Origin of the sequence: Actinoallomurus vinaceus, assembly GCF_039542055.1 — a bacterium.
Taxonomy (GTDB): Bacteria; Actinomycetota; Actinomycetes; order Streptosporangiales; family Streptosporangiaceae; genus Actinoallomurus; species Actinoallomurus vinaceus.
In genome coordinates, this window is sequence record NZ_BAABHK010000023.1 from 82922 (window position 1) to 103897 (window position 20976).

Here is a 20976-nt window from a genome sequence, read left to right on the forward strand (position 1 = left end):
GCGTACGGGCGCCCGCGTCAGGCGATGTTGAGCTCGGGCTCGGCCGCGATCTCCGCCTCTTCGGCTGCGACGGCGGCGTTGACCTCTTCGCTGGACACGGCGATCCGTACGGCGAAGAAGTAGACGGCCAGGGAGAACGCCGCGACGGTGAGGATGTCCACCCACTCGGGGAGCACCTTGTTGCCACCGTAGCGGCCCAGGGCACCGATGACGATCATGCCGATGAGCCACGGCCAGACCCACATGCTGGCGGCCCAGTTGAGGTGCGTCCGCTCCGCCGAGGGCCTCGTCACCCGGGTCACCGTGAAGATCACCAAGCCGAGCACGATGGCGAGTCCGAGCTTCCACTCCGCCTGGAAGCTGGACCAGTAGATGATCAGGTTGGCCGCGATGAAGGCGATCGGCGCCAGGACCTGGTGCGCCGGGAGACGGTACGGCCGCACGCGCTCCGGGTCGCGCATCCGCAGGGCGCGCAGCGCGATCGGCCCGAACGCGTACATGATCGCGGTGGCGGACGTGACGAGACCGACCAGGGACTGCCAGCTCGGGAACGGCAGGAACGCGATCTCACCGACGACGAAGGCGATGAGGATCGAGACGACCGGCACGCCCTTCCTGCTGACCTGGGCCACCGGGCTCGGCACCGACCTCTCCCGGCCCAGCGCGTACGACAGCCGAGACGACGTCGCGGTGTACACCAGGCCCGTCCCGGCCGGAGAGATCACCGCGTCGGCGTAGAGCAGGACCGCCAGCCAGGAGGCGCCGGCGCCGATCGCGAGGGTGGCGTACGGGCCGAAGTCGCCCTTGCCCACGGGGTTCGCCCAGCCGTGCACGAGGTTGGCGGGGTTAAGGGCGCCGATGAACGCGATCTCCAGCAGGATGTAGACGACCGTGCCGATCGCCGTCGCCGTGATGACCGCACGTGAGACGTCCTGCTGGGGTTTTCTCGCCTCGCCGGCCATCTGGATGGCCTGTTCGAAGCCCTGCAGGGCGAAGACGACACCGGCCGGCAGCGCGGCGAAGATGCCGTGCGCGCCGAACGGCATGAACCCGCCGCCCGCCGTGAAGTTGGACGCGTGGAAGGTCAGGAGCAGGAGGACCACCACGGTCAGCAGCGGGATGGCGGTCTTCCAGAGCACGGTGATCGAGTTGGACTCCGCCAGGAGCTTCACGCCGAAGATATTGATGATCGTGAAGAGCAGCATGAAGACCGTGGCGATCGCGAGGCCGGCGCCGGTCAGCGTCCCGTCGGTGTGCAACAGGGTGATGTTGTTCTTCACCCAGCTGATGTGGTCGCAATAGGACAGCGTCGCCTCGACCTCGATCGGGGCGATCGCCACCGCCTGCACCCAGGCCATCCAGCCCGCCGTGAAGCCGGCCAGCGGCCCGAACGCGAAACTCGGGAAACGCGCGGTGCCTCCGGCGATGGGGTAGGCCGCGCCGAGCTCGGCGTGCACCAGGGCGAGGAGGGCCAGCATGACGGCGGCGAGGATCCAGGACAGGAGCGAGGCCGGGCCGGCGAGCGTCGCCGCCGTTAGCGCCCCGAGCAGCCAGCCGGAACCGATGATCGATCCGAGCGATACGAACATCAGTCCCCAGAAACCGACGTCCCTCCGTAGGTGTCGTCCCGAATCGACGGATCCGGTGGTCGTGGGCGCCATAGGGCCCCCTTTCGCGAGGTAAAACCGGCGTATGGCGGACCCGATACGACGCATGCCACGTCCCACCCATGTCGGGCCAACCGACTAAAAACGTGTTAATCGACGTTAGGGACAAGCCGCATTGCGCGTCAACGTCGCAGGCAGACTAAATCGATCCAGGTTGCAATGCAAAGAGGAGCCAGCGCATCAGCGGGACATAAGGCGATCATTGCGACCAGCGTGACATAGGCCGCCGAAAAGCCGTTGCGACCTGCAGTTACCCATCCGCCGGCCATCGCCAGGTATTGGGTAAGCAAAGAGCGATCTACCCAATTTTTACTGGATGTAAACTCGACAAGTTCGCCGTCATCGGAGAGGATGCGGGACCTTTATCGGCAGGGTCGGCGGACGCGCAGTCGCCAGAGGGAGGTCACCTCGGCGGCGCGAGCGGCGTGCAGCGGATCTGCCGGATCGGCGGCACGGGGGTGGCGCGGCCGTACGTCCGACCGGCCGATGATCTCCAGTCCCGCGCCCTCGATCGCGCCGAGCAACTCGGCGCGGGACCGCAGCCCCAGATGTTCGGCCAGGTCCGACAGCACCAGCCAGCCTTCGCCGTCCGGCTCGAGATGCCCGGCCAGGCGGTTCAGGAAGCCGAGGAGCATCCGGCCTCCGGGATCGTAGATCGCGCGCTCGAGCGGCGAACTCGGCCGCGCCGGCACCCACGGCGGATTGCACACCACCAACGGCGCGCGTCCCGGCGGGAACAGGTCGGCCTCCACGACCGTGACCCGGTCCGCCAGGCCGAGCCGCGTGAGGTTCTCGCGGGCGCACGCGAGCGCCCGCGGGTCCTGGTCGGTCGCCACGACCCGCTCGACGCCCCGCCGCGCCAGCATGGCGGCCAGCACCCCGGTGCCCGTGCCGATGTCGAACGCCGGCGCGCCGGCGGGCAGTGGCGCCTGCGCCACCAGGTCGACGTACTCGCCGCGCACCGGCGAGAACACCCCGTAATGCGGGTGGATCCGATCCCCCAGCGCCGGGATCGGCACGCCGTTCCGGCGCCACTCGTACGCGCCGATCAGCCCGAGGATCTCGCGGAGCGAGGTGACCGACGGCCCGTCACCGGGGCCGTACGTCTCTTCGCAGGCCCGTCGCACGTCGGGTGCCCGCCGCAGCGGGATCGCGTGGTCGGGTTCGAGCGGCACGAGCAGCATGCCGAGCACACGGGCCCGCTGCGACTGCGCCTGACGGTGGAGATGGAAGGCCTCGGCGGGCGACGGCGCCGGCCGATGGCGCCGTCTCCGTACGGCCCTGCGCGGGCGGCGGTCCGCGCGGCGTCCCATCGCGCCGAGCAGGTCGCGGGCGACCACGAAGTCACCGCGCCAGAGGAGGGCCGCACCCTCGCACGCCAGGTGGTAGGCGTCGTCGGCGGTCATGCCATCGTCCGCGACCACCACGCGCCGGGGCGGCGGCGCCCCGTTCTCGGACCGCCAGCGGACCGAATACGACACCCCCGCCTCGGTCCAGTGGACGACCTGGCGTGCTTCCACGCTCCGCTCCATTGCCAGGAGGTTAGGGAGAAGGCGGGTCTCCCCTCAATCGAATTACCCGCGAGAGCCCGGCGGTCACGCCGAGGCGGCGTCGAGCGGCCCTGCGCCGCCCGCCGACCGACGGCAGCCTAAAATGCACCACTTCGTCCGACGATCACCCTTAAGAAACAGTTTCGTCCGCTCTGTGGCTGGTTACCGGTAACAAACTTATTCTTTTCCGGCCGAAGGCGGAGACCGGCGGCCACCGCACGGGTTAGATTGAGTCGCACCTGGCGGGGGCTGGAGGTGCCTGTGGCGGAGCAAGCAGGGCTGCCGGGGGGCGTCGACGCCCGCACGCCGACCGACGCACGCGTGTACGACTACGCGCTCGGCGGCAAGGACAACTACGCCGTGGACCGCGTCCTGGCCCATCGGATCCTGTCCGTGGCTCCGGAGGCACGCAACCTGGCGGCAGAGAACAACCGCTTCGCGCGGCGCGCCGTCCGCCACCTGCGCGCCGCGGGCGTACGCCAGTTCCTCGACATCGGCTGCGGCCTGCCCAAGCGCGTCAACGTCCACGACCTGGCAGGTCCCGAGGCCCGGGTCGTCTACATCGACTACGACCCGGTCGCCGTGACGCACTACGAGGCGACGCTGTCCGGCGGGTCGTCCGCCGCCGTCGTCCACGCCGACGCCCGACACCCGGAACAGATCCTCCGCGACCCGGTCGTCGCCGGCATGATCGACTTCGACCGGCCGGTCGCGCTGCTGTTCACCTTCCTGCTCCACGTCATCGACGACGAGGAGCACCCGGCCCGGATCGTACGGCGGTTCCGCGACGCGGTCGTCCCGGGCAGCCATCTCGTGATCTCGCACGCCACGTTCGAGGGGAAGACACCCGAGGCCGTCGAGGCGGTGGAGGACATCTTCGCGGAGCTGCGCGAGTCGCTCACGCTGCGCGGGCGGGAGGCGATCACGGGGTTCTTCGACGGGTTCGAGCTCCTCGAGCCCGGCCTGGTCCTGGCCCCCGAGTGGCGACCCGACCGGCCGTACCGCACGCCGTCGGGCTGGCTGCTCGCGGGGGTCGGCCGCAAGTCCTGACATCGCAGAAAGGGCGGGGGCGCCGCGCGCCCCCGCCCTGTCCTCACCGCAGCCTCAGCGGATGTTCTTCGGACGGTACGCGTGGTACTGGCTGCCCTTGCTCAGCCCGTACGTGACTTTGTGGTAGTCGGTGCCGTACCCACCGTGCTGGTCAAAGGCCATATAGCCGATGATCTTGTTGTGGTGCTTCTTGTCCCTGACCCACTTGTAGAAGATCACGACGTGGCGGGTGCGGTTGTTGCCCGACGCGTCGATGACCAGGTCGCCCCTCAGCAGCGCGGACATCCTGATGGGCGTCGAGTAGGTCTTCGTCGCCAGCGCGACGGTGTTGGGCCCCGGCTTGGACAGGCCGAGCGCCATCGACGCGTACCCGGAGCAGTCCGTGCGGTAACCGCCGTGGTACTTCTTCTGGCTGTACGGGACCCGGTTCTTCTTGCCCGGGTGCCAGGTTCCGGCCCGCAGGATCACCGTGCGTCGGCTGATGGGGGCGGCGGCGGCCGAGACGTCCTGCGCGGCCGGGCGGGCGGCGGCGTGGAGGGCCGCCGGGGCGGCGGGGGCCGGGGTGGCGCCGGCGGACAGGCCGAGCGCGGCGGCGGTGCCCAGCGCGACGGCGCCCAGCGCGGCGGCGCCGATCCCGACTCGGAGCGTACGAGACGCGGTCATGAAGCTCCTTACGTGAACACTGATGGGGGTCTTCGGCCGTTCCGCGAGCGTCGCATGAGCCCCGCGGCGATCGGCCAGCGGCCACGCTAGGGAGAGAAGTCGCCGCTCCACCATCGGTATCGGCCATTAAGGGACAGAGCAGGAATCCCCGAGGCTCTGAACAGCTGAGACATCCACTTTTTGGGACATGCCCGAGACAGTGGGACAATGGATCCCGGCTCCCGACGGACGCGAACCTCCCTCACGCCCGCTTCGATCGTGGCGACTACGGTCGGCGTCCGGATGCTTCGATAACGGTGAACCGTATAGTGCCGCTCCCCGTCATAGGCACAATCGGCTTTCGACCCCAAGCCGAGGGAGAACATTGGACCGAAGACAGATGACGCGGACGCGTGTGAGCCGGACCCGGCAGCTGCGCCCGTTGCCCGAGAACCTCCCCCAGACCACCCGGACCCTGCTGGAGGAGCTGCGCGCTCTGAAGGACCGCTCCGGGTACGACCTCCGCGCGCTGGAGGGGAAGACCTACGCGAGCCGCTCGTCCTGGGGACGCTGGCTCAGCGGAGAGACCTGGATCCCCTATGAGGCCGTCGAGACCATGGCCGAACTCTGCGGCGGCGACAAGAAGCGCCTCCGAGCCCTGTGGCACCGCGCGGACGACGACCGCCGGACCCTTCCCGCCACGGAGCCCGCCGGCGGCACCCCGCCTCCCGCGGAGGAGAAGCCGGAAGGGGCGCCGCGCGACGACACCGCGTCGGCGATCGAGGCGAGTGGTGGGCGCGATGACGCCACGGGGGCGGCCCATGAGGACACCGTGGGCACGGCGCGCGATGACACCGCGCGTGTGGCCAGTGCGGACAGCTCGTTGGAACGGGCGGCGCGTGAGGACACCGCGGAGGAGGTGGCACGCGATGACACCGTGCCGGAGCGTCCCGGCGCGGCTGCTCGGCGGACCGGCGGAGCGAGGCAGCGGGTGCTCCATATCGGCACCGCGCTCGGCTGCTGTCTCGCTACGGGCGCGATCGGCCTGGCCACCGGCCTGTCGCTCCGGCCGGAACCGGCTCGGCGACCGCATCCGGCGCCCACCTACGCGCAATGGATCACCCGGTCCCAGATCCTCGCGCGCGCTTTGACGTGGCATCCCCAGAGCGAGCAGCGCGTCCCGTACGACCAGTCGAAGAGCCATGACGGCTACCGCACGGACGGCTCGGGGTACGCCTCCATGGCGCTCGGCCTCCCCGCGCCGGGTCCCAACTCGGCCGACCTCGCCTGGGGCGGCTACACCCGGCAGATCCCCCCGTCGAAGCTGCGGCCCGGTGATCTGATCATCAATGCCACCGGCTTCGCGAGCACCCGGCAGGTAGCGATCTTCGAGAAGTGGGCGAACGCCGCGCACACGGCCTACTGGGTCTACCAGCAGCGCCGCATGTACGGCACGGATCACCTGGTGCTCCGCAACGACCTGTCGGCGACCAGCCCTTACCATCCGTACCAGCCGCTGAACATCCACGAACAACCGGCGGCCACGCCCTCCTCCTGAGCCGCCCGGCCCAGGACGGGGAGCGGGCGGCCGCCGATATTGAGAGAATGACGTATGGGCTTGATCTCGACGGTCGGCATCGTCCTTCACCCCGAACGCGACTGTAAGGGCGTGATCGACCGGATCACCGGATGGGCGCGTGCCCGGAACGCCCAGGTCCTCGGCGTTCCGGGCGAGGTCGCCCGCATCGACGGTGATGTCACCGCCGTGGAGCCCGACGACCTCGCCGAGCACGCCGACCTGATCGTCAGCCTGGGCGGGGACGGCACCATGCTGCGGGCCATGCGGCTCACCTGCCGTCGGCAGACCCCCGTCCTCGGCGTCAACCTCGGCCGCCTCGGCTTCCTGGCCGAGATCGATGTTCCGGAGCTGGACGCGGCGCTCTGCGCCATCGACGAGCACCGCTTCACCATCGAGACGCGCAGCGGGCTCCGGGCGACCACGGGCGGCGTGGACTCGGTCGCCTTCAACGACGTCGCCCTGGCCCGCGTGCCCGGCCACGGCCTGATCGTCGTCGAGGTGTGCGTCGAAGGGAACCCGTTCGTCCGGTACGCCGCCGACGCCGTCGTCGTCGCGACGCCCACCGGATCCACGGCGTACAGCTTCTCCGCCGGCGGGCCCATCATCTCGCCCAGCGCCGAAGGGCTGCTCGTCACGCCGGTCGCCCCGCACTCGGCGTTCAACCGCGCGCTGTTCCTGTCCCCGCACGAGAAGCTCGCGCTGCGGGTCCTGCCGACCAGCGGCGACGTCGCCGTCGAGGCCGACGGCCGGCTCATCGGCAACGTGCACCCCGGCGACATCCTCGACCTCGCGGCGCTGCCCGCCGCCGCCAGCGTCATACGGCTCGGGCAGACGACCTTCTACCAGCGCGCGCAGCGGCGCCTCCGGCTAACGGGCTCCGCCGAGGCCGACTGACGGGCCGCAAGGGCTCTGGGAGCGCGGCGCCCAGAGCGCGCTACGAACAAGATCCACCGGACGCGCCCTAGAGTTCGGTTGTGGCCGCGGCCGAAGGGGCGTGGCCGTGGGGCCGCCGTCCTCCCAACGAACAGGAGTGCGAATCGATGATCCGTCGCTGGAACCCTGCCGGTGTCGCGCGGCCCGTCGGGCAGTACAGCCACCTGGCGGCCGTACCGGCCGACCATGAGCTGGTGTTCCTCTCCGGCCAGCTCGGCCTGTTGGAGGACGGCACCCTCGCCGGCCCGGACGCCGAAGCCCAGACGCGGCAGGCGTTCGCCAATATCGGCCGGCTCCTCGACGCGCTCGGGGCCGGGCCCGCGAACCTGGTGAAGCTGCTGACGTTCGTGTCCGGCACCGAGCACCTGCCCGGCAGCCGGACCGCGCGGGAAGAGGTCTTCGCGGACTGGTATCCCGACGGCGACTGGCCCGCCCACTCCCTCATGGTCGTCGCCGGGCTCGCCCGGCCGGACCTGACGGTCGAGGTCGAGGCCGTCGCCGCCGTACCCCGGAGCTGACGGAGCCGGGTCGACGGCGCGGCGCTGCTGGGCGTGTCCGGTGGATCTTGTTCGTGGCGACGCCGGGCGGCCGGGCAAAGATCCATCGGACGCGTCCTTAGCCCTGTCGGGGTGGTCCTGCGGATATTCTCGCGATGTGGCGACGCAGACCGGTGGCGGTTCGATCGACAAGGCGCTCACGGTGCTGGAGGCACTGGCCGAGCACAGCCGCGTGACCGACATCGCGGCCGGCACCGGGCTTCCGAAGTCGACGGTGCACCGCATCCTCCAGTCCCTGGTCGGGTGGGGGTTCGCCCGCACCGACGGCAACGGCGGATACCTCCCCGGCCCGCGGATCCTGACGCTGGCGGGCAAGGTGATGAGCCGGTTCGACCCGGCGCAGCACGCCGACTCGGCGCTCCAGACGCTGCGCGACCGTACGGGCTTCACCGTGCACTTCGCGATCCGCAGCGGTGACGAGGCCGTCTACGTGCGCAAGCTCGAAGGCCTGCGGCCGTACCAGATGGGCTCCCGGGTCGGCATGAGCCTGCCGCTGCACTCCACCTCGATCGGCAAGGCGATCCTCGCCCGGCTGTCCGATCAGGAGGTCGCCGCGATCACCGCACGGACCGGCCTGGCACCGCGCACCCAGCACACGATCGCTGACGTCGACGCGCTGATCGCCCACCTGCGCGAGGTCCGCCGGTGCGGCTACGCGGTCGACGACGAGGAGAACGAGCGCGGCATCCGCTGTGTGGGCGCGCCGGTCTTCGACCACACGGGCGTGGTGATGGGCGGGATCTCCATCTCCGGGCTCGCGTTCGAGGTCGACCTGGGCAACGACACCCTCATGGCCGAGGTGGTGACCGCCGCGCGGGACGTCTCGCTCGCGATGGGCGCGCCGCCCGACCGCGTACCCGCACCCGCGCCCGCCTGACCCGGATCGCTACCCGCGCTCAGCCTTGGGCGAGGAGCCGTTCGATCTCGGCGGCCGTGGCGATCCGGCCGGTGCCGCCCTGGCCACCGAGGCAGATCGACGCCGCCGCCGCGCCGCCGCGGACGGCGTCCACGATCGACGCGCCGCGCGCGAGGCGTGCGGTGAGTGCGCCGCCGAAGGCGTCCCCCGCACCGGTCGCGTCGACGATCTCCGTGGCGGGGAAGGCCGGCAGGTGCCGCCGCTCTCCCCGGCTCGCGAGATGGACCCCGTCGGCGCCGCAGGTGACCGCGACGGCCGCCGCGCCCAGGTCGAGGCAGGCCTCGGCGGCCTCCTCGGGATCGGTGGTGTCCAGTAGCGCCGAGGTGTCGGTGGGGCAGGACGGCAGGACCAGCGCGGCCCTGGGCGCGACCTTCACCAGGATTTCGCGCGCGTCGGCGGGCGTGGTCAGCCGGCTCCGGAAGTTGGGGTCGTAGACGACCTTGCCGCCGGCCTTCTCCGCCGCGTGCACGACGGCGGCGGCGCAGGAGTCCGACAGCGCGGCCGTGATGCCGCTGAGCAGCACCGCCCTCGCCTCCGCGACAGGCGCGCGGTCCACGTCGGAGGGGCCGAGCCGGGAGGCGGCGCTACCGGAGCGCAGGTAGGCGAAGGCGCGGGTGCCGAGCGGGTCCGCTCCGACGACGTACGCGCCCGAGTGCCCCGGTCCCCGCCACATCCAGCGGGTGTCGATGCCGTGGCGGGCGGCGAATTCGACGAGGCGGTCGCCGAACTCGTCCTCGCCGGTCCGGGTGACGAGGGCGACGTGGGCTCCGGCGGCCGACGCGGCGACCGCCGCGTTGAGCGCGTCGCCGGAGAAGGACAGGCGGAAGGTCTCCGCGTGGGTCAGCGGGTCGGCGGCCGAGAACTCGACCAGCGGCTCCCCGATGATGACGACGTCGGGCACGTCGCCGGTCATTCGGCCACCTCGATCAGCTCGCGTACGGCCTTGGCCGGATCGGGCGCCTTCACCAGGTCGGATCCGACGCCCACGGCGTACGCGCCCGCCTCGAGGTAGGCGGGGACGTCGCGCAGCGCGATGCCGCCGGTGGGCACGATGCGCGCGCCGGGCAGCACGGCCAGGACGGAGCGCAGATAGGCCGGGCCGCCCACGTGCGCGGGGAAGAGCTTGGCGATGCCGCGTCCGGCGGCAGCCGCGACCTCGGCGGGGGTGAACCCGCCTTCGAGGAAGGGCACCTCGCCGGTGACCGCGCGGACGGCCTCGGCCGGGTAGGGGCTGACGAGGAAGTCGGCGCCCGCGTCGAGCGCGCGGCGGGCGTCCTCGGCGGTGGTGACCGTGCCGGCTCCGAGGACCGCCGCCGGGTGGGAGCGGCGCAGGCCGGCCAGGGCGTCGACCCAGCCGGGAGTGGTCGCGGTCAGCTCGATGACGTCCAGGCCGGCGTCGAGCAGTGTCTCGGCCGCCTTGACGGCGCCCGCGGCGTCCGGCGTCCTGAGCACCGGCAGCACCCGCGCCGCCCCGATCGCCCGTTCGATCTCCACCCGATCCATCCGACCGCCCCTCGTTCTGTACAGCGGGACAACGTTCCATAACGAATGATAAATGAGAAGCGGATCGAGCGCCTCGTGGCTATGGTTCTGCCAGCCGGATGATCTACCGCCCCCGGGACCGCCCATGACCGAGATCCTCCTCGCCGGCATCGTCGGCTCCACCGCGTACGGCCTGGCCACGCCCGACTCCGACGTCGACCGGCTCGGTGTCTTCGCCGCCCCCACCCGGTCCCTGCTCGGACTGCGGACCCCGCGCGAGTCGATCGTGTCCACCTCCCCCGACCGGACGCTGCACGAGGCCCGGAAGTGGTGCAGCCTCGCCCTGGGCGGCAACCCGACCGCGATGGAGCTGGTCTGGCTGCCCGACGACCTGTACGAGACGCGTACCCCGTTCGGTGACGAGCTGATCGGCATCCGTTCGGCCTTCCTGTCCGCCAAGCGGGTCCGGGACGCCTATCTCGGCTACGCCACCCAGCAGTTCCGCAAACTGGAGAACCGGGGTGACGGCTCGTTCTCCGCCGATACCCGCAAGCGGACGGCAAAACACGCCCGGCACCTGGCGCGGCTGGTCCACCAGGGCCGCGAGCTGTACGCCACCGGCAACCTGCGGATCCGCCTCGACGACCCGGGCTGGTACCGCGACTTCGGGGACGGCGTGGCCGGCGGCGACGTGGAGGCCGCCCGGCGGCTGCTCGCCGAGACCGAGGCCGACTTCGACCGGATCCGCACGCCGCTCCCGGACCGTCCCGACGAGGACACCGTCGAGTCCTGGCTGCTCGCCGTGCGTCAGGCCAATTACGCGTAGGCCGCGCGACGATCAAGGTAATGTGCCGTGCCCCGGGTGCCGTCGGCCCGGTCGGCATTGATCCACGACTCCGCACGGGACGGTATTTCTCCATGGACGCTCACGACCGGTTGGTGGCCAGCCTGCGCGCCGCTCTGGACGTGCGGCCTGAGGACGTCACCCTCAGGCTGCATCTCGCGCAGGTTCTCCTCGACGCCGGCGACCTTCCCGGTGCGATGAGCGAGGCCGCCGAGGCGCTGCGCCACGACCCGGCCTGCGACCAGGCCAGAGACTTCATGGTCACCGCCCTCGGGAGCAGGCCCTCCGACGTCGCCGCGTCCGGCGACACGGAGCCGAGGCCCACGGCGTCCGATCCGCGGACGCCCGGCACCGGAGCGCCGTCGGCCGCATCACAGGGAGAGCGCTTCGACTGGACCGCGGCGGAGAAGGAGGTGGCCGGCCTGGTCGGGCCCCGCTTCGCCGACGAAGCCGCCGCCCCGGATGCCTACGAGACCGAGGCCCCGGCACTGCGACTGGCCGACATCGGCGGTATGGAGGACGTCAAGGAACGGCTCGAGGTCGCGTTCCTGGCCCCGATGCGCAACCCCGAGCTACGCGCGCTGTACGGCAAGAGCCTGCGCGGTGGCCTGCTGCTGTACGGGCCACCCGGATGCGGCAAGACGTTCCTCGCCCGGGCGGTCGCCGGGGAACTCGGCGCCTCGTTCATCGCGGTCGGCATCTCCGACGTCCTCGACATGTACATCGGACAGTCCGAGCGGAACCTGCGCGAACTGTTCGCCCAGGCCCGCAGGCAGGCTCCCTGCGTACTGTTCCTGGACGAGGTGGACGCGCTCGGCCAGAAGCGCAGTCAGTCTCGCAGCAGTGGGATGCGCACCGTCGTGAACCAGTTGCTGGAGGAGATGGACGGTGTGGCGGCCGACAACGACGGCCTGTTCATCCTCGGGGCGACCAACCAGCCGTGGGACGTCGACACGGCTCTGCGCAGGCCGGGCAGGTTCGACCGTACGATTCTCGTGCTTCCACCGGACCTGGCCGCGCGGCGCGCGGTCCTGGAGTTCCACCTGAGGAACCGTCCGGTGGAGAACATCGACCTGGCCGTCCTCGCCGACCGTACGGACGGATTCTCCGGCGCGGATCTCGAGCATCTGTGCGACACCGCGGCCGAGCAGGCGCTCATCGCGTCGTCGCGCAGCGGTACCGTCCGCATGATCGGCATGGCCGACTTCGAGACGGCCCTGAGGCAGGTGCGGCCCTCGACCGGCCCGTGGTTCGACGCGGCGAAGGGCGTCGCCATGTTCGCGAACGAGGGTGGCGCCTACGACGACCTGCTCGCCTACCTCAAGCGGCAGCGGATGCTGTGACATCGGCGCCCGGGGGCGAGGCCGCTAGCCGCCGCCCACGGCCGGGTTCCGACATTCCACCGATCTCCCTTGTCCGTTCCGAACGGTTGTGTTCACCATGAACGACAGTGAAAATGCCCTGGCGGCCGCCCGGAATTTCCTCTCCATGGGGCGCTGGCAGGACGCGCTCGATGCCCTGGGGCCGGCGATCGTCTCTGACGACACGTCCGCCGAGGCGCATTGCGTGGCCGCTCAATGCCTGCTCGGATTGGACCGGATGGAAGAGGCCCATGACACGGTGGTCTCCGCTCTCCGCATTGATCCGGGCAGCGCGTACGCGTACTACCTGCTCGCATGCATTCTTTTCAGCCTCGGCCGGCGAGGGGCCGCGCTGCGGGCGGCGACGGAAGCCGCGAGGCTGATGCCGGAGTCGGTGCAGATCCTGTACATCCTGGCCAAGTGCCGGTTGGAGGTCTTCGACCGCGAGGGGGCTCAGCAAGCCTCCGCGATGGCCGTCAAGGCCGATCCGCAGGATCCGCTCGCCCATCTCGCGGTCGCCGAGGTCGCGAAAGGTCTCCTTCCGCTCGGCGAGGTGGAAGCGGATCGCGAGCGATGGGACGCGGCCGAACGCGCGTTCCGGACCGGGCTCGCGCTCGATCCGCATCATGAGGACCTCCTTCTCGGCCTCGCGCACCTCCTCTGCCTTCGCAACCGCGTTCTCGAGGCGGCGCAGATCTACTTGATGATGGTCCGCAGCAACCCGAGCAACGAGCTGATTCATCGCGCGCTCGGCAATATCTCGGTGTCGTTCACCGGACTCGAGAACGACTGGAACAAAGCGGCCATCGGGACGATGTTCCGCAGGGATCTGGTCGAACTCAAGGCACCGCCGATCAAGGCGCTCTTGGCGGACGTCATCTCGATCCTGTCCGCGTCGCAGGACAGCGTGCGTGAGTCACTGCGCCGTGCCACGAACCTGCTGTCCACGGTGCGCCAGTCTTTCGGCGGTGGTCCGAGGCAGGCCGCGGAGCCGATGCCCGCTCCGGACTCCGAGGATGCCTTCGCCTCGGGATGGGGCGCCTCGGGGCTGCCCCCGCTCGTCCTCCCCTGGGATGCGCTGGATCTGGAAGAGAATCCCCTGCCGGTGAACCAGGTCGCGGCTCGTTCTCTCGCCACGGCCCTGCACTTTTCGGCGGATCGGGTCACGGAGTACGACGCTCGCATCAGGGCGCTGCTGGTCACGAGCCGAGGCGTGTACGCGACGGACGACAACGGCGCGAGGCTCCACGAGATCTTCGTGGAGATGAGTGCCCGGGCGGTCCGGCACGCCGACATCTATCGCGCATGCGGGGATGTGATCGCCGAATTCGCGCAGCACACGGGGCTGGCCAATGCTCAGGTGGTCAACGCGAGAAACTGGGCGGATCACGCGAGAAAGCAGCATGCGGCGGCTGTTCAAGGTTTCGGCTTTCTGCTGGCCGTTCCCTTGCCGCCGGACGGCGATGACCGGCGTGGCTTCGACGAGTCCGCAGCCGATTCCTTCGCCGAGCAGCTCTCGGACCCTTCGAACATGGCCGCCGCTCGGCGCTTCGGCCGGGAAGCGCGTGAGTGGGAAGAAGAACGCCAAGAGGCCATTTCCTCTGCGAGAGACGCGGTGAAGCTGTACCGCGAGGCGGAGGCCGGCTGTGTGCAGACCCTCCGGTCCCTGATCGACGAATACCGGTCCCTGCTCGACGAGTACCCGTCGACCGAGCCCCCCGCCGAGAATTCGGACATCGCCGCGGACCCCGCTGGGGGTTTCAACATCCAAGACCTTCTGAACGGGCCGGGCGGGTCATGACCTCAGTCTCTGCCGTGAGGGTTCAGAGCTAGAGGCGCGTCCGGCGGCCCGGGCGGAGCCGTTCGAGGCGCCACCAGGCGACGATGACGAACACCAGCCCGAGGCCGGCCAGCACTCCCATGTCGGTGGCCCAGGTCGTCGCGTCGGGGTGCCAGAGCCGGTCGTGGATCGGCTTGTGCGGCAGGCGCCCGAGGTCGACGGTCGAGGCGGCCGCCCCCAGGCCCCAGCGCGACGGCGTCACCCAGGCGACCTGCTCCAGGCCGGCCTTGCCCTCCAACGGCATGAGGGCCCCGCAGAGGATCACCTGGGCCAGGGAGAGCAGCACCAACAGCGGCATGGTTTTCTCCGACGTACTGACCGCCGCCGACACCAGGAGGCCCATCGCCATGGACACGATCGCCAGCCCGGCCATGGCCAGGATCAGCTCCGGGTACGGCGAGGTGAACGCCCCGTGCGCCGGCATCGGCCGGAACGCCAGCCCGATGAGGACGAGCAGCACCGCCTGCACCCCGGTGATCAGCCCCAGGATGAGGATCTTGGACAGCAGGTAGATCCCGGCGGACAGCCCTGCCGCGCGCTCCCGCCGGTAAATCGGGCGTTCCTTGACGAGCTCGCGCACGGAGTTGGCGGCGCCGACGAAGCAGGCGCCGATCACGAGGGTCAGCAGCACCGACGCCGCGTCGTCGTTCTCCCCCAGTCCGGTCAGCCCGTGCGGGGCCGGCATCGCCCGGATGAGCAGCCCGACGACCAGCGGCAGCACCGCCAGCACGGCCAGGTAGCTGCGATCGGAGCCGATCACCGCGAGGTACCGGCGGCAGAGCGTGCCGAGCTGCGCGAACCGGCCCTGCCGCCGGGGTGGCGGGGCCGCCGAGGTGGCCCGCTCCGCGCCGGGCGTCTCGGCGTCGCCGTCCAGCCCCGACAGGACGTAGCGGGTGTAGAGCGGCGCCATCCGGAACTCGGCGGCCCAGTCACGGTCCGGCTCCTTGTCGAACGCCTGGAACACCTCCGCCCAGCTCGCCTTACCGAAGAAGCGCAGCCCCTCCTCGGGCGGGCCGTAGAAGGCGACCCGGCCGCCGGGGACGAGGACGAGCAGGCGGTCGCAGGTGTCCAGATTGGCGACGCTGTGCGTGACGACGACGATCGTGCGGCCGTCGTGGGCGAGGTCGCGCATCATCTCCATGACGGACTTGTCCAGCCCCGGGTCCAGGCCGGAGGTGGGTTCGTCCAGGAACAGCAGCGACGGCTTGGTCAGGAGTTCGAGCGCGACGCTGACCCGCTTGCGCTGGCCGCCGGACAGGGCGTCGATCCGGGTCTGCGCGTGCGGCGTCAGCCCGAGCTCCTCGATCACCTCGTCGACCCTCCGGTCGCGTTCGGCCGCGACCGTGTCCCCGGGGAACCGCAGCTCCGCGGCGTACCGCAGCGCCCGGCGGGTGGGCAGCTGGGTGTGCAGGATGTCCTCCTGCGGCACGAGTCCGATCCGGTGCCGCAGCTCCGCGTAGTGCCGGTACAGGTCCCGGTTGTCGTACCGTACGCCGCCCTCGGTCGCCGGCCTGGTCCCGGTCACGGCGCCCAGCAGGGTCGACTTGCCCGCGCCGCTCGGGCCGATCACCCCGACCAGGCACCGCTCGGGGATGGGGAAGCTGACGTTGTCGAGCAGGACCTTGCCCTTCGAGGTCCGTACGGTGAGGTCCTGCGCGACGAGGGAGACGTCGCCGGTGTCGATGAACTCCCGAAGTTCGTCGCCGACGAGCCGGAAAGTGGCGCGCCCGATCCCGACGATGTCACTTTCGGTGAGCGCCGCCGAGGTGATCCTTTTCCCGTTGACGAACGTGCCATTATGACCGCCGAGATCGACGATCTCATGTCGCCCGTCGGCCCTTTTACGTAGCTCTGCGTGATGCCGGGAAACGATCAAATCGGAAAGCACGACGTCATTGTCCGGAGCACGCCCGATCCGCAGCGGGCGGGACGGGACGTGAATGACGGAGGTCGGCTCGCGGTCGACGCCGATGCGCGAGTCGAGTACCGGCGGGACCGAGCAGGCCACCTGCGGGCCGCTGTCGGCGTTGCCGAGCCGGAAGACGATCTCCCCCTCGATGCCGGCGCGCCGGATGCGCCGCTTCCCGGCGAATGTGCCGTTCGTGCTGTCCAGATCCTCCAGGAGCCAGCCGTTGTCGTCCGTGCGCAGAACGGCGTGCCGCCAGGAGACGCGCTGGTCGTCGATCGGGACGTCGGCCGCCGGATCCCGGCCGACGGCGTACGAACCCCCGGGCTGCAGCCTGCGAACGGCCTCCTTCGTCCGCACGACGAGAGCCGGCGGGGCCATCGACGAGACAAAGCCCTCGGCCGTCATATCTCCGCAGTGTAGATCGGATGCCATGAAACGCCCATCTTTCCGTCACGAGTTTGCCGTGAAAGCATTGACGGTTCCCTGTCGGTGAAATTTGCTGAGCGTCATGGCGACCCGTACCACGTTCAAATGAGCGCGCCCGAGAGCGATTGGACCCGCCCGGATCTCCGCCCGCCGAGGCGGCGCCGACGGCGGCCGTGGATCGTCGCTCTGGTGATCGTTCTAGTGCTGCTCGGTCTCCTCGTCGTCCTGGACCGGTTCGCGGCCGCGTACGCCGAGAGCCGCATCGCCGATGAGATCCAGAAGGAGGGCTTCGGTACCCGTCCCGACGTGACGATCCACGGCTTCCCCTTCGTGACCCAGGTCCTGGACCGCCACTTCCCGCACGCCCACATGACCGCGCGCGACGTACGCGAGGGGCCGATCTCCATCAGCCGCATCGACGGCGACGTACGCGACGTGCGCATCGACTCGGGGTTCCGCAAGGGCACCCTCGGCCGGGTGGACGGCACCGCGACCATCGCGTTCGGCGAGCTGGCCAAGGTCTCCGATGAACCTGGGGTGACGTTCTCCGCGGCCGGTCCCGACAGAGTGAAGGGCGACGTCGACTTCGGCATCGCATCCGGCACGGTCGTCTGGCAGGTCACCAAGGTCGGCAACCAGATCCGCGTCCACCCGCTGTCGGCCGAGGGCTTCTCCCTCGCCGACCTCGACCAGGACCTCGACTTCACCGTGCCGGTGGACGGGCTGCCGCTCGGCCTGACGTTCCAGAACCTGTCGGTCACCGCCAAGGGCGTCGAGCTGCACGTCACCGGTTCCCACATCGCCTTCAGCGGCTGAACCACGCCGCTACGGGGTCGCAGGCGATGCGGGCGGCGCGAGCGCGGGCGAACTGGCGGCTGAACCACGCCGCCAAGGGGTCGCGTCGCGGACGCAGGCAGCGCGGGCGAACTTGCCGCCGCTACGGGGTCGCAGCGCGGGCGCGGGCAGGCGTACTGGCGGCTGCAGCGCCGTTACGGGGTCGCGGCGCGGGCGCGGGCGGCGCGGGCGTACTGATCGTCGAAACGGCGCGGGAACGGCAGCATGCGGTGCCGTTCGCGCCAGGTGGCGAGCTGGCGTACCGCGTTGCAGCCCGCTGCGGTGATGATCCGGTCGGCCTCGGCGAACAGCGGCCAGGCCGGGTAGACGTCGCGGTGCGCGACCTCCGGCGGCAAGGCGTCCGGGCGGCTCGGCGACACGAGCGTGAGGTACGGCCGCGCGCCCTCGATCGCCGCGATGTCCTGCGCGTACGCGACGAGCTGCGTCAGCTCGGCCGCGGGACCGGAGTGGACGATCAGCCAGCCGCCCGGCTCGACGGGGACGGCGGGGCGCGGCTCCGGCGGATCGGCCAGCGCCAGGGGCGCGACCGCGGACGACACCGCGTCGAGGTACGCGCGGTGGGCGCCTCCGACCGGCTCCACCAGCCAGGTCTGGGCGAACTCCAGCGGTTCCGGCGGCAGCAGCGGCCGGTAGGCGTCCCAGCGCAGCAGGCGGGCGAGGTGGACGACGCGGGTACCGGGCGGAACGGCGGCGGCGCTCAGCTCGCCGGACAGCCCGGCCGGAAAGGCGTCCACGACCAGCTCACGCAGGCGCAGCTCGGCGAGGGTCGCGCGCACCCACCGCGTGAGGTCGTCCCGGCCCAGGCCGGCGGGCGCGGACCGGATCCGCTGCCCGGACAGGACCCGCGGATCACCGGCGAACGGGGAGCCGGTCAGGATCGTCACCGGTTCCCCCGTCAGCCCGCGGGTGTGAAGGTACGCCCGGATCCGGGTGAGATGCCCCAGCCCGCCACCGTGCGCGTAGCAGACGATCAACGCCGGACCACCGGCGCGGCCGCGAAGACGGCCCGCGGCTCCGGCGGCCGCCCGGACCGCCACGCGGGGACCTTCGCCCCCTGCGCGGGCCAGAGCCTGGGGCGCTTCACCCTGCGCATTCGGATTCAGGCCCGGGGCCGTACGGTCTCGGTCAGGACGGCCAGGTATCCGGACGTCTCGGCCTCGGGGGTGAAGTCTCGGTGGACGCGTTCACCCGCGGCCGCCCCCAGCTTGGCCAGCCGCTCGTCCGTGGCGCGGGCCGCGCGGTCCACGGCCGCGCGGCAGCCGTGGACGTCACCCGCCCGGAAGGTGAAGCCGATCTCCTCGTCCGCGAGGTCGGCCAGGCCGCCGGCGTCCGAGGCCAGCAACGGCACGCCGAGCGCCGCCGCCTCCAGGGCGACGTTCGGCAGCCCGTCGTAGAAGGACGGGAGCGCGACCAGGTCACAGGCCGCGTAGACGCCCGGCAGGTCGTACCGGTCTATGAACCCCATCCGCGTGTGGGCCACGGCGTCCAGGCGGGCCTCCACCCCATCCTCGAGCTCACCGACGAGGAGCAGGTGGAACGCCGGCGTGTGGCCGGAGGCGAGCAGCGCGTCGAGCAGGAACCCCACGCCCTTCTTGTTCTTCAGCTGCCCGATCAGCCCGATCACGCGGCGGCCGGGCTCGACGTGGGTCGCCCGCCACTCCCTCGCGCGGGCGCGCTCGGAGGGCAGGACCTCCCAGTTCGCCATGTCGACGCTGTTGGCCACCCAGGTCACGGCGGCCTCCGGGACGAGCGCGGACACCAGCGGAGCGTGGGAGCGGGCGACCACGCAGACCCGGGCGGAGCCGCGCAGCGCCGTCAGCAGCGCCTCCCGGCGGCGCAGCGAGAAGACGCCGGTGTCGAAGTCGTTGCCGCGCAGCAACGTGACCAGCGGCGCGCCGAGCCAGGCCGCCAGGACCGGCGCGCCGAGCACGGCGTACGTGCCGCCGAACGCGACGACGTGGGTGTACTCCTCGCCGACCAGCTCGGTCCACAGGCGGCGCAGCGCGTGCTCGGGATTGTCCTCAAGCGGAACGACCAGCAGCCGGCCGCCGGCCTCACGATCCACCCGCCACGGCCGCGACCGGCGCGTCAGGTGCGCCACGTCGATCTCCACGCCCGCCCGGCGCAGTCCCCGCACGATGCGGTCGCAGGACTCGGCCATGCCGCCGCGGCTCGGCGGGTAGTGCTCGGTGATCCACAGGACGCGCATCAGCTGTCGACCCAGTCGTTCCCGTCGTCGCCGCCGACGTCGAACCCGCCGTCGTCACCGGTGTCCCCGCCGACGTCGAAGCCGTCGTCCGTGTCGAACTGGTCGCGGTCGTAGGAGTCGAACTGGGAGTACCAGAGCGGGTCGCTGTACTGCCCGGAGCTCTGCTCGTAGTAGCGGCGGCGGTAGCCGCGCGCCCATCCCGGGTGGAAGGGGTCCGCGTAGGCCTGCGCGGCGGCGCACTCGGGGCACAGCCCCTGCGGGTCGACGTGTTCGGCGCACACCGGCCGGCCGCAGCGGCAGACGGTGACCGACGGCCGCCCGCACCGGCCGAGCAGGAAGAAGCCGGTCGTCACGGCACAGGGGTTCACGCCGTTCTCCTCACCGACGTCGCCGGCGGCGTCCACCGGAACGGTTCGGTCGCCACCGCCAGGATCCACTGGACCATGTCCACCTCGGCGGGCGCGGGGGCGAGCTTCATCGTCGAGCCGATCACCGTCCGCTTGCCGGACTTGACGCGCACGGCGATCCAGGGCGGCGGCGGGGTGTCCGGCTGCCGTACGTCCGTGCCGGGCGGGAGCGTCCGCCTCGCGGTGACCCGCTGCACCGTCTTGGTCTTGGTCTTCGTCTTGTGCTTCCCACGCGGGTTGACCTTGTGAACCTTGCGGTAGCGGACCCGGTCGGTGACGGTCAGCTCGAGGACGCTCCCGTCGCGCAGCACCGCCCGCACCGCGAGCCACGGGTCGAGCGCGAACCACTCGGTGATCTTCCGGATGGGCCGCCGGACCGGCAGCTCCCGGCTCGGCCCGGCCTTGCCGGGCACCTTGGGCCCGCGAAGGTCGGCGGTGACGCCGACGACGCCGTCCGGCGCGACGTCCTCGCACAACACCCGGATCAGTGGCACCAGCACGGTCACCGTCCGGTCCGGCAGGCGCCACTTGCGCCGCTTCACGGTGCCCTCATGCTGGGCGAGGCTGGCCACCACGGCGTTCCACTCGGCCGGCGGAAGCGTGACGGACGCGGTGCGCTGCCAGATGAGCCCCTGGTGGACCGGGTGGAACCGCTCGATCGCCGCCCGAGTCTTCCGCCAGAACATGGCCCGGACCCTATCAACCGGACATCCACCGCCATAGCGCCTTTGGGCGGTCACGAAACGGTG

Annotated in this window: 19 protein-coding genes; 9 read left to right on the forward strand and 10 right to left on the reverse strand. The window is 71.1% G+C overall.

Annotation, left to right across the window (positions count from 1 at the left end; all coding sequences use genetic code 11):
* Window positions 1-17: 17 nt before the first annotated feature.
* Both ABEA24_RS47750 and ABEA24_RS47755 read right to left on the reverse strand, forming a co-directional pair.
* The gene (locus ABEA24_RS47750; RefSeq protein WP_345442031.1) at window positions 18-1715 is read right to left on the reverse strand and encodes an APC family permease; all 1698 of its coding nucleotides are present in this window, start codon (window positions 1713-1715) and stop codon (window positions 18-20) included.
* Window positions 1716-2029: 314 nt separating this feature from the next.
* On the reverse strand, window positions 2030-3187 hold the full coding sequence (locus ABEA24_RS47755) for a methyltransferase (RefSeq protein WP_345442034.1): 1158 nt from the start codon (window positions 3185-3187) through the stop codon (window positions 2030-2032).
* A 291-nt stretch (window positions 3188-3478) separates the two neighbouring features.
* Between ABEA24_RS47755 and ABEA24_RS47760 the strand changes: the two genes are divergently transcribed.
* Entirely contained in the window at window positions 3479-4267 is a 789-nt protein-coding gene (locus ABEA24_RS47760) for an SAM-dependent methyltransferase (RefSeq protein ID WP_345442036.1), read from the forward strand.
* Between the two features lie 54 nt (window positions 4268-4321).
* Here the strand turns inward: ABEA24_RS47760 and ABEA24_RS47765 are convergent, their stop codons facing one another.
* Window positions 4322-4930: a hypothetical protein gene (locus ABEA24_RS47765; RefSeq protein ID WP_345442039.1), complete on the reverse strand. Its 609-nt coding sequence runs from the start codon at window positions 4928-4930 to the stop codon at window positions 4322-4324.
* Window positions 4931-5309: 379 nt separating this feature from the next.
* Between ABEA24_RS47765 and ABEA24_RS47770 the strand changes: the two genes are divergently transcribed.
* The 4 genes from ABEA24_RS47770 (at window position 5310) to ABEA24_RS47785 (ending at window position 8855) form a co-directional block, all read left to right on the forward strand.
* Entirely contained in the window at window positions 5310-6467 is a 1158-nt protein-coding gene (locus tag ABEA24_RS47770; RefSeq protein ID WP_345442042.1) for a helix-turn-helix domain-containing protein, read from the forward strand.
* Window positions 6468-6521: 54 nt separating this feature from the next.
* On the forward strand, window positions 6522-7382 hold the full coding sequence (locus ABEA24_RS47775; RefSeq protein ID WP_345442045.1) for an NAD(+)/NADH kinase: 861 nt from the start codon (window positions 6522-6524) through the stop codon (window positions 7380-7382).
* A 146-nt stretch (window positions 7383-7528) separates the two neighbouring features.
* Window positions 7529-7939 carry a RidA family protein gene (locus tag ABEA24_RS47780; RefSeq protein ID WP_345442048.1) on the forward strand — a complete coding sequence of 137 codons (411 nt, stop codon included), beginning with the start codon at window positions 7529-7531 and terminating at the stop codon, window positions 7937-7939.
* Between the two features lie 136 nt (window positions 7940-8075).
* A complete protein-coding gene (locus ABEA24_RS47785) occupies window positions 8076-8855 on the forward strand; it encodes an IclR family transcriptional regulator (RefSeq protein ID WP_345442051.1) in 780 nt (259 codons plus the stop codon).
* 19 nt (window positions 8856-8874) lie between these two features.
* Here the strand turns inward: ABEA24_RS47785 and ABEA24_RS47790 are convergent, their stop codons facing one another.
* Entirely contained in the window at window positions 8875-9807 is a 933-nt protein-coding gene (locus ABEA24_RS47790) for a sugar kinase (RefSeq protein WP_345442054.1), read from the reverse strand.
* The gene (locus ABEA24_RS47795; RefSeq protein ID WP_345442056.1) at window positions 9804-10397 is read right to left on the reverse strand and encodes a bifunctional 4-hydroxy-2-oxoglutarate aldolase/2-dehydro-3-deoxy-phosphogluconate aldolase; all 594 of its coding nucleotides are present in this window, start codon (window positions 10395-10397) and stop codon (window positions 9804-9806) included. Before ABEA24_RS47795 ends, ABEA24_RS47790 begins: the two co-directional genes overlap by 4 nt.
* Window positions 10398-10521: 124 nt before the next feature.
* Between ABEA24_RS47795 and ABEA24_RS47800 the strand changes: the two genes are divergently transcribed.
* From ABEA24_RS47800 to ABEA24_RS47810, 3 genes are all read left to right on the forward strand, one after another.
* Window positions 10522-11202: a nucleotidyltransferase domain-containing protein gene (locus tag ABEA24_RS47800; protein WP_345442059.1), complete on the forward strand. Its 681-nt coding sequence runs from the start codon at window positions 10522-10524 to the stop codon at window positions 11200-11202.
* 92 nt (window positions 11203-11294) lie between these two features.
* The gene (locus ABEA24_RS47805) at window positions 11295-12563 is read left to right on the forward strand and encodes an ATP-binding protein (RefSeq protein WP_345442062.1); all 1269 of its coding nucleotides are present in this window, start codon (window positions 11295-11297) and stop codon (window positions 12561-12563) included.
* A 97-nt stretch (window positions 12564-12660) separates the two neighbouring features.
* Window positions 12661-14382 carry a tetratricopeptide repeat protein gene (locus tag ABEA24_RS47810; protein WP_345442065.1) on the forward strand — a complete coding sequence of 574 codons (1722 nt, stop codon included), beginning with the start codon at window positions 12661-12663 and terminating at the stop codon, window positions 14380-14382.
* Window positions 14383-14410: 28 nt separating this feature from the next.
* On the opposite strand, the gene ABEA24_RS47815 is transcribed toward ABEA24_RS47810, so the two are convergent.
* Window positions 14411-16735 (reverse strand): FHA domain-containing protein, encoded by a 2325-nt coding sequence (locus ABEA24_RS47815; RefSeq protein ID WP_345442068.1) that lies wholly within the window; start codon window positions 16733-16735, stop codon window positions 14411-14413.
* A 210-nt stretch (window positions 16736-16945) separates the two neighbouring features.
* Between ABEA24_RS47815 and ABEA24_RS47820 the strand changes: the two genes are divergently transcribed.
* On the forward strand, window positions 16946-17572 hold the full coding sequence (locus tag ABEA24_RS47820) for an LmeA family phospholipid-binding protein (protein WP_345442071.1): 627 nt from the start codon (window positions 16946-16948) through the stop codon (window positions 17570-17572).
* A 173-nt stretch (window positions 17573-17745) separates the two neighbouring features.
* Here ABEA24_RS47820 and ABEA24_RS47825 read toward each other — a convergent pair whose 3' ends face one another.
* The 4 genes from ABEA24_RS47825 to ABEA24_RS47840 all read right to left on the reverse strand — a co-directional run bounded on the left by ABEA24_RS47825 (window position 17746) and on the right by ABEA24_RS47840 (window position 20913).
* Window positions 17746-18648 (reverse strand): hypothetical protein, encoded by a 903-nt coding sequence (locus ABEA24_RS47825; protein ID WP_345442074.1) that lies wholly within the window; start codon window positions 18646-18648, stop codon window positions 17746-17748.
* Between the two features lie 62 nt (window positions 18649-18710).
* On the reverse strand, window positions 18711-19820 hold the full coding sequence (locus ABEA24_RS47830; RefSeq protein ID WP_345442077.1) for a glycosyltransferase family 4 protein: 1110 nt from the start codon (window positions 19818-19820) through the stop codon (window positions 18711-18713).
* Window positions 19820-20188 (reverse strand): hypothetical protein, encoded by a 369-nt coding sequence (locus ABEA24_RS47835; protein ID WP_345442080.1) that lies wholly within the window; start codon window positions 20186-20188, stop codon window positions 19820-19822. The genes ABEA24_RS47830 and ABEA24_RS47835 overlap by 1 nt, the downstream gene beginning before the upstream one ends.
* The gene (locus ABEA24_RS47840; protein ID WP_345442083.1) at window positions 20185-20913 is read right to left on the reverse strand and encodes a hypothetical protein; all 729 of its coding nucleotides are present in this window, start codon (window positions 20911-20913) and stop codon (window positions 20185-20187) included. Before ABEA24_RS47840 ends, ABEA24_RS47835 begins: the two co-directional genes overlap by 4 nt.
* Between the last annotated feature and the right edge of the window lie 63 nt (window positions 20914-20976).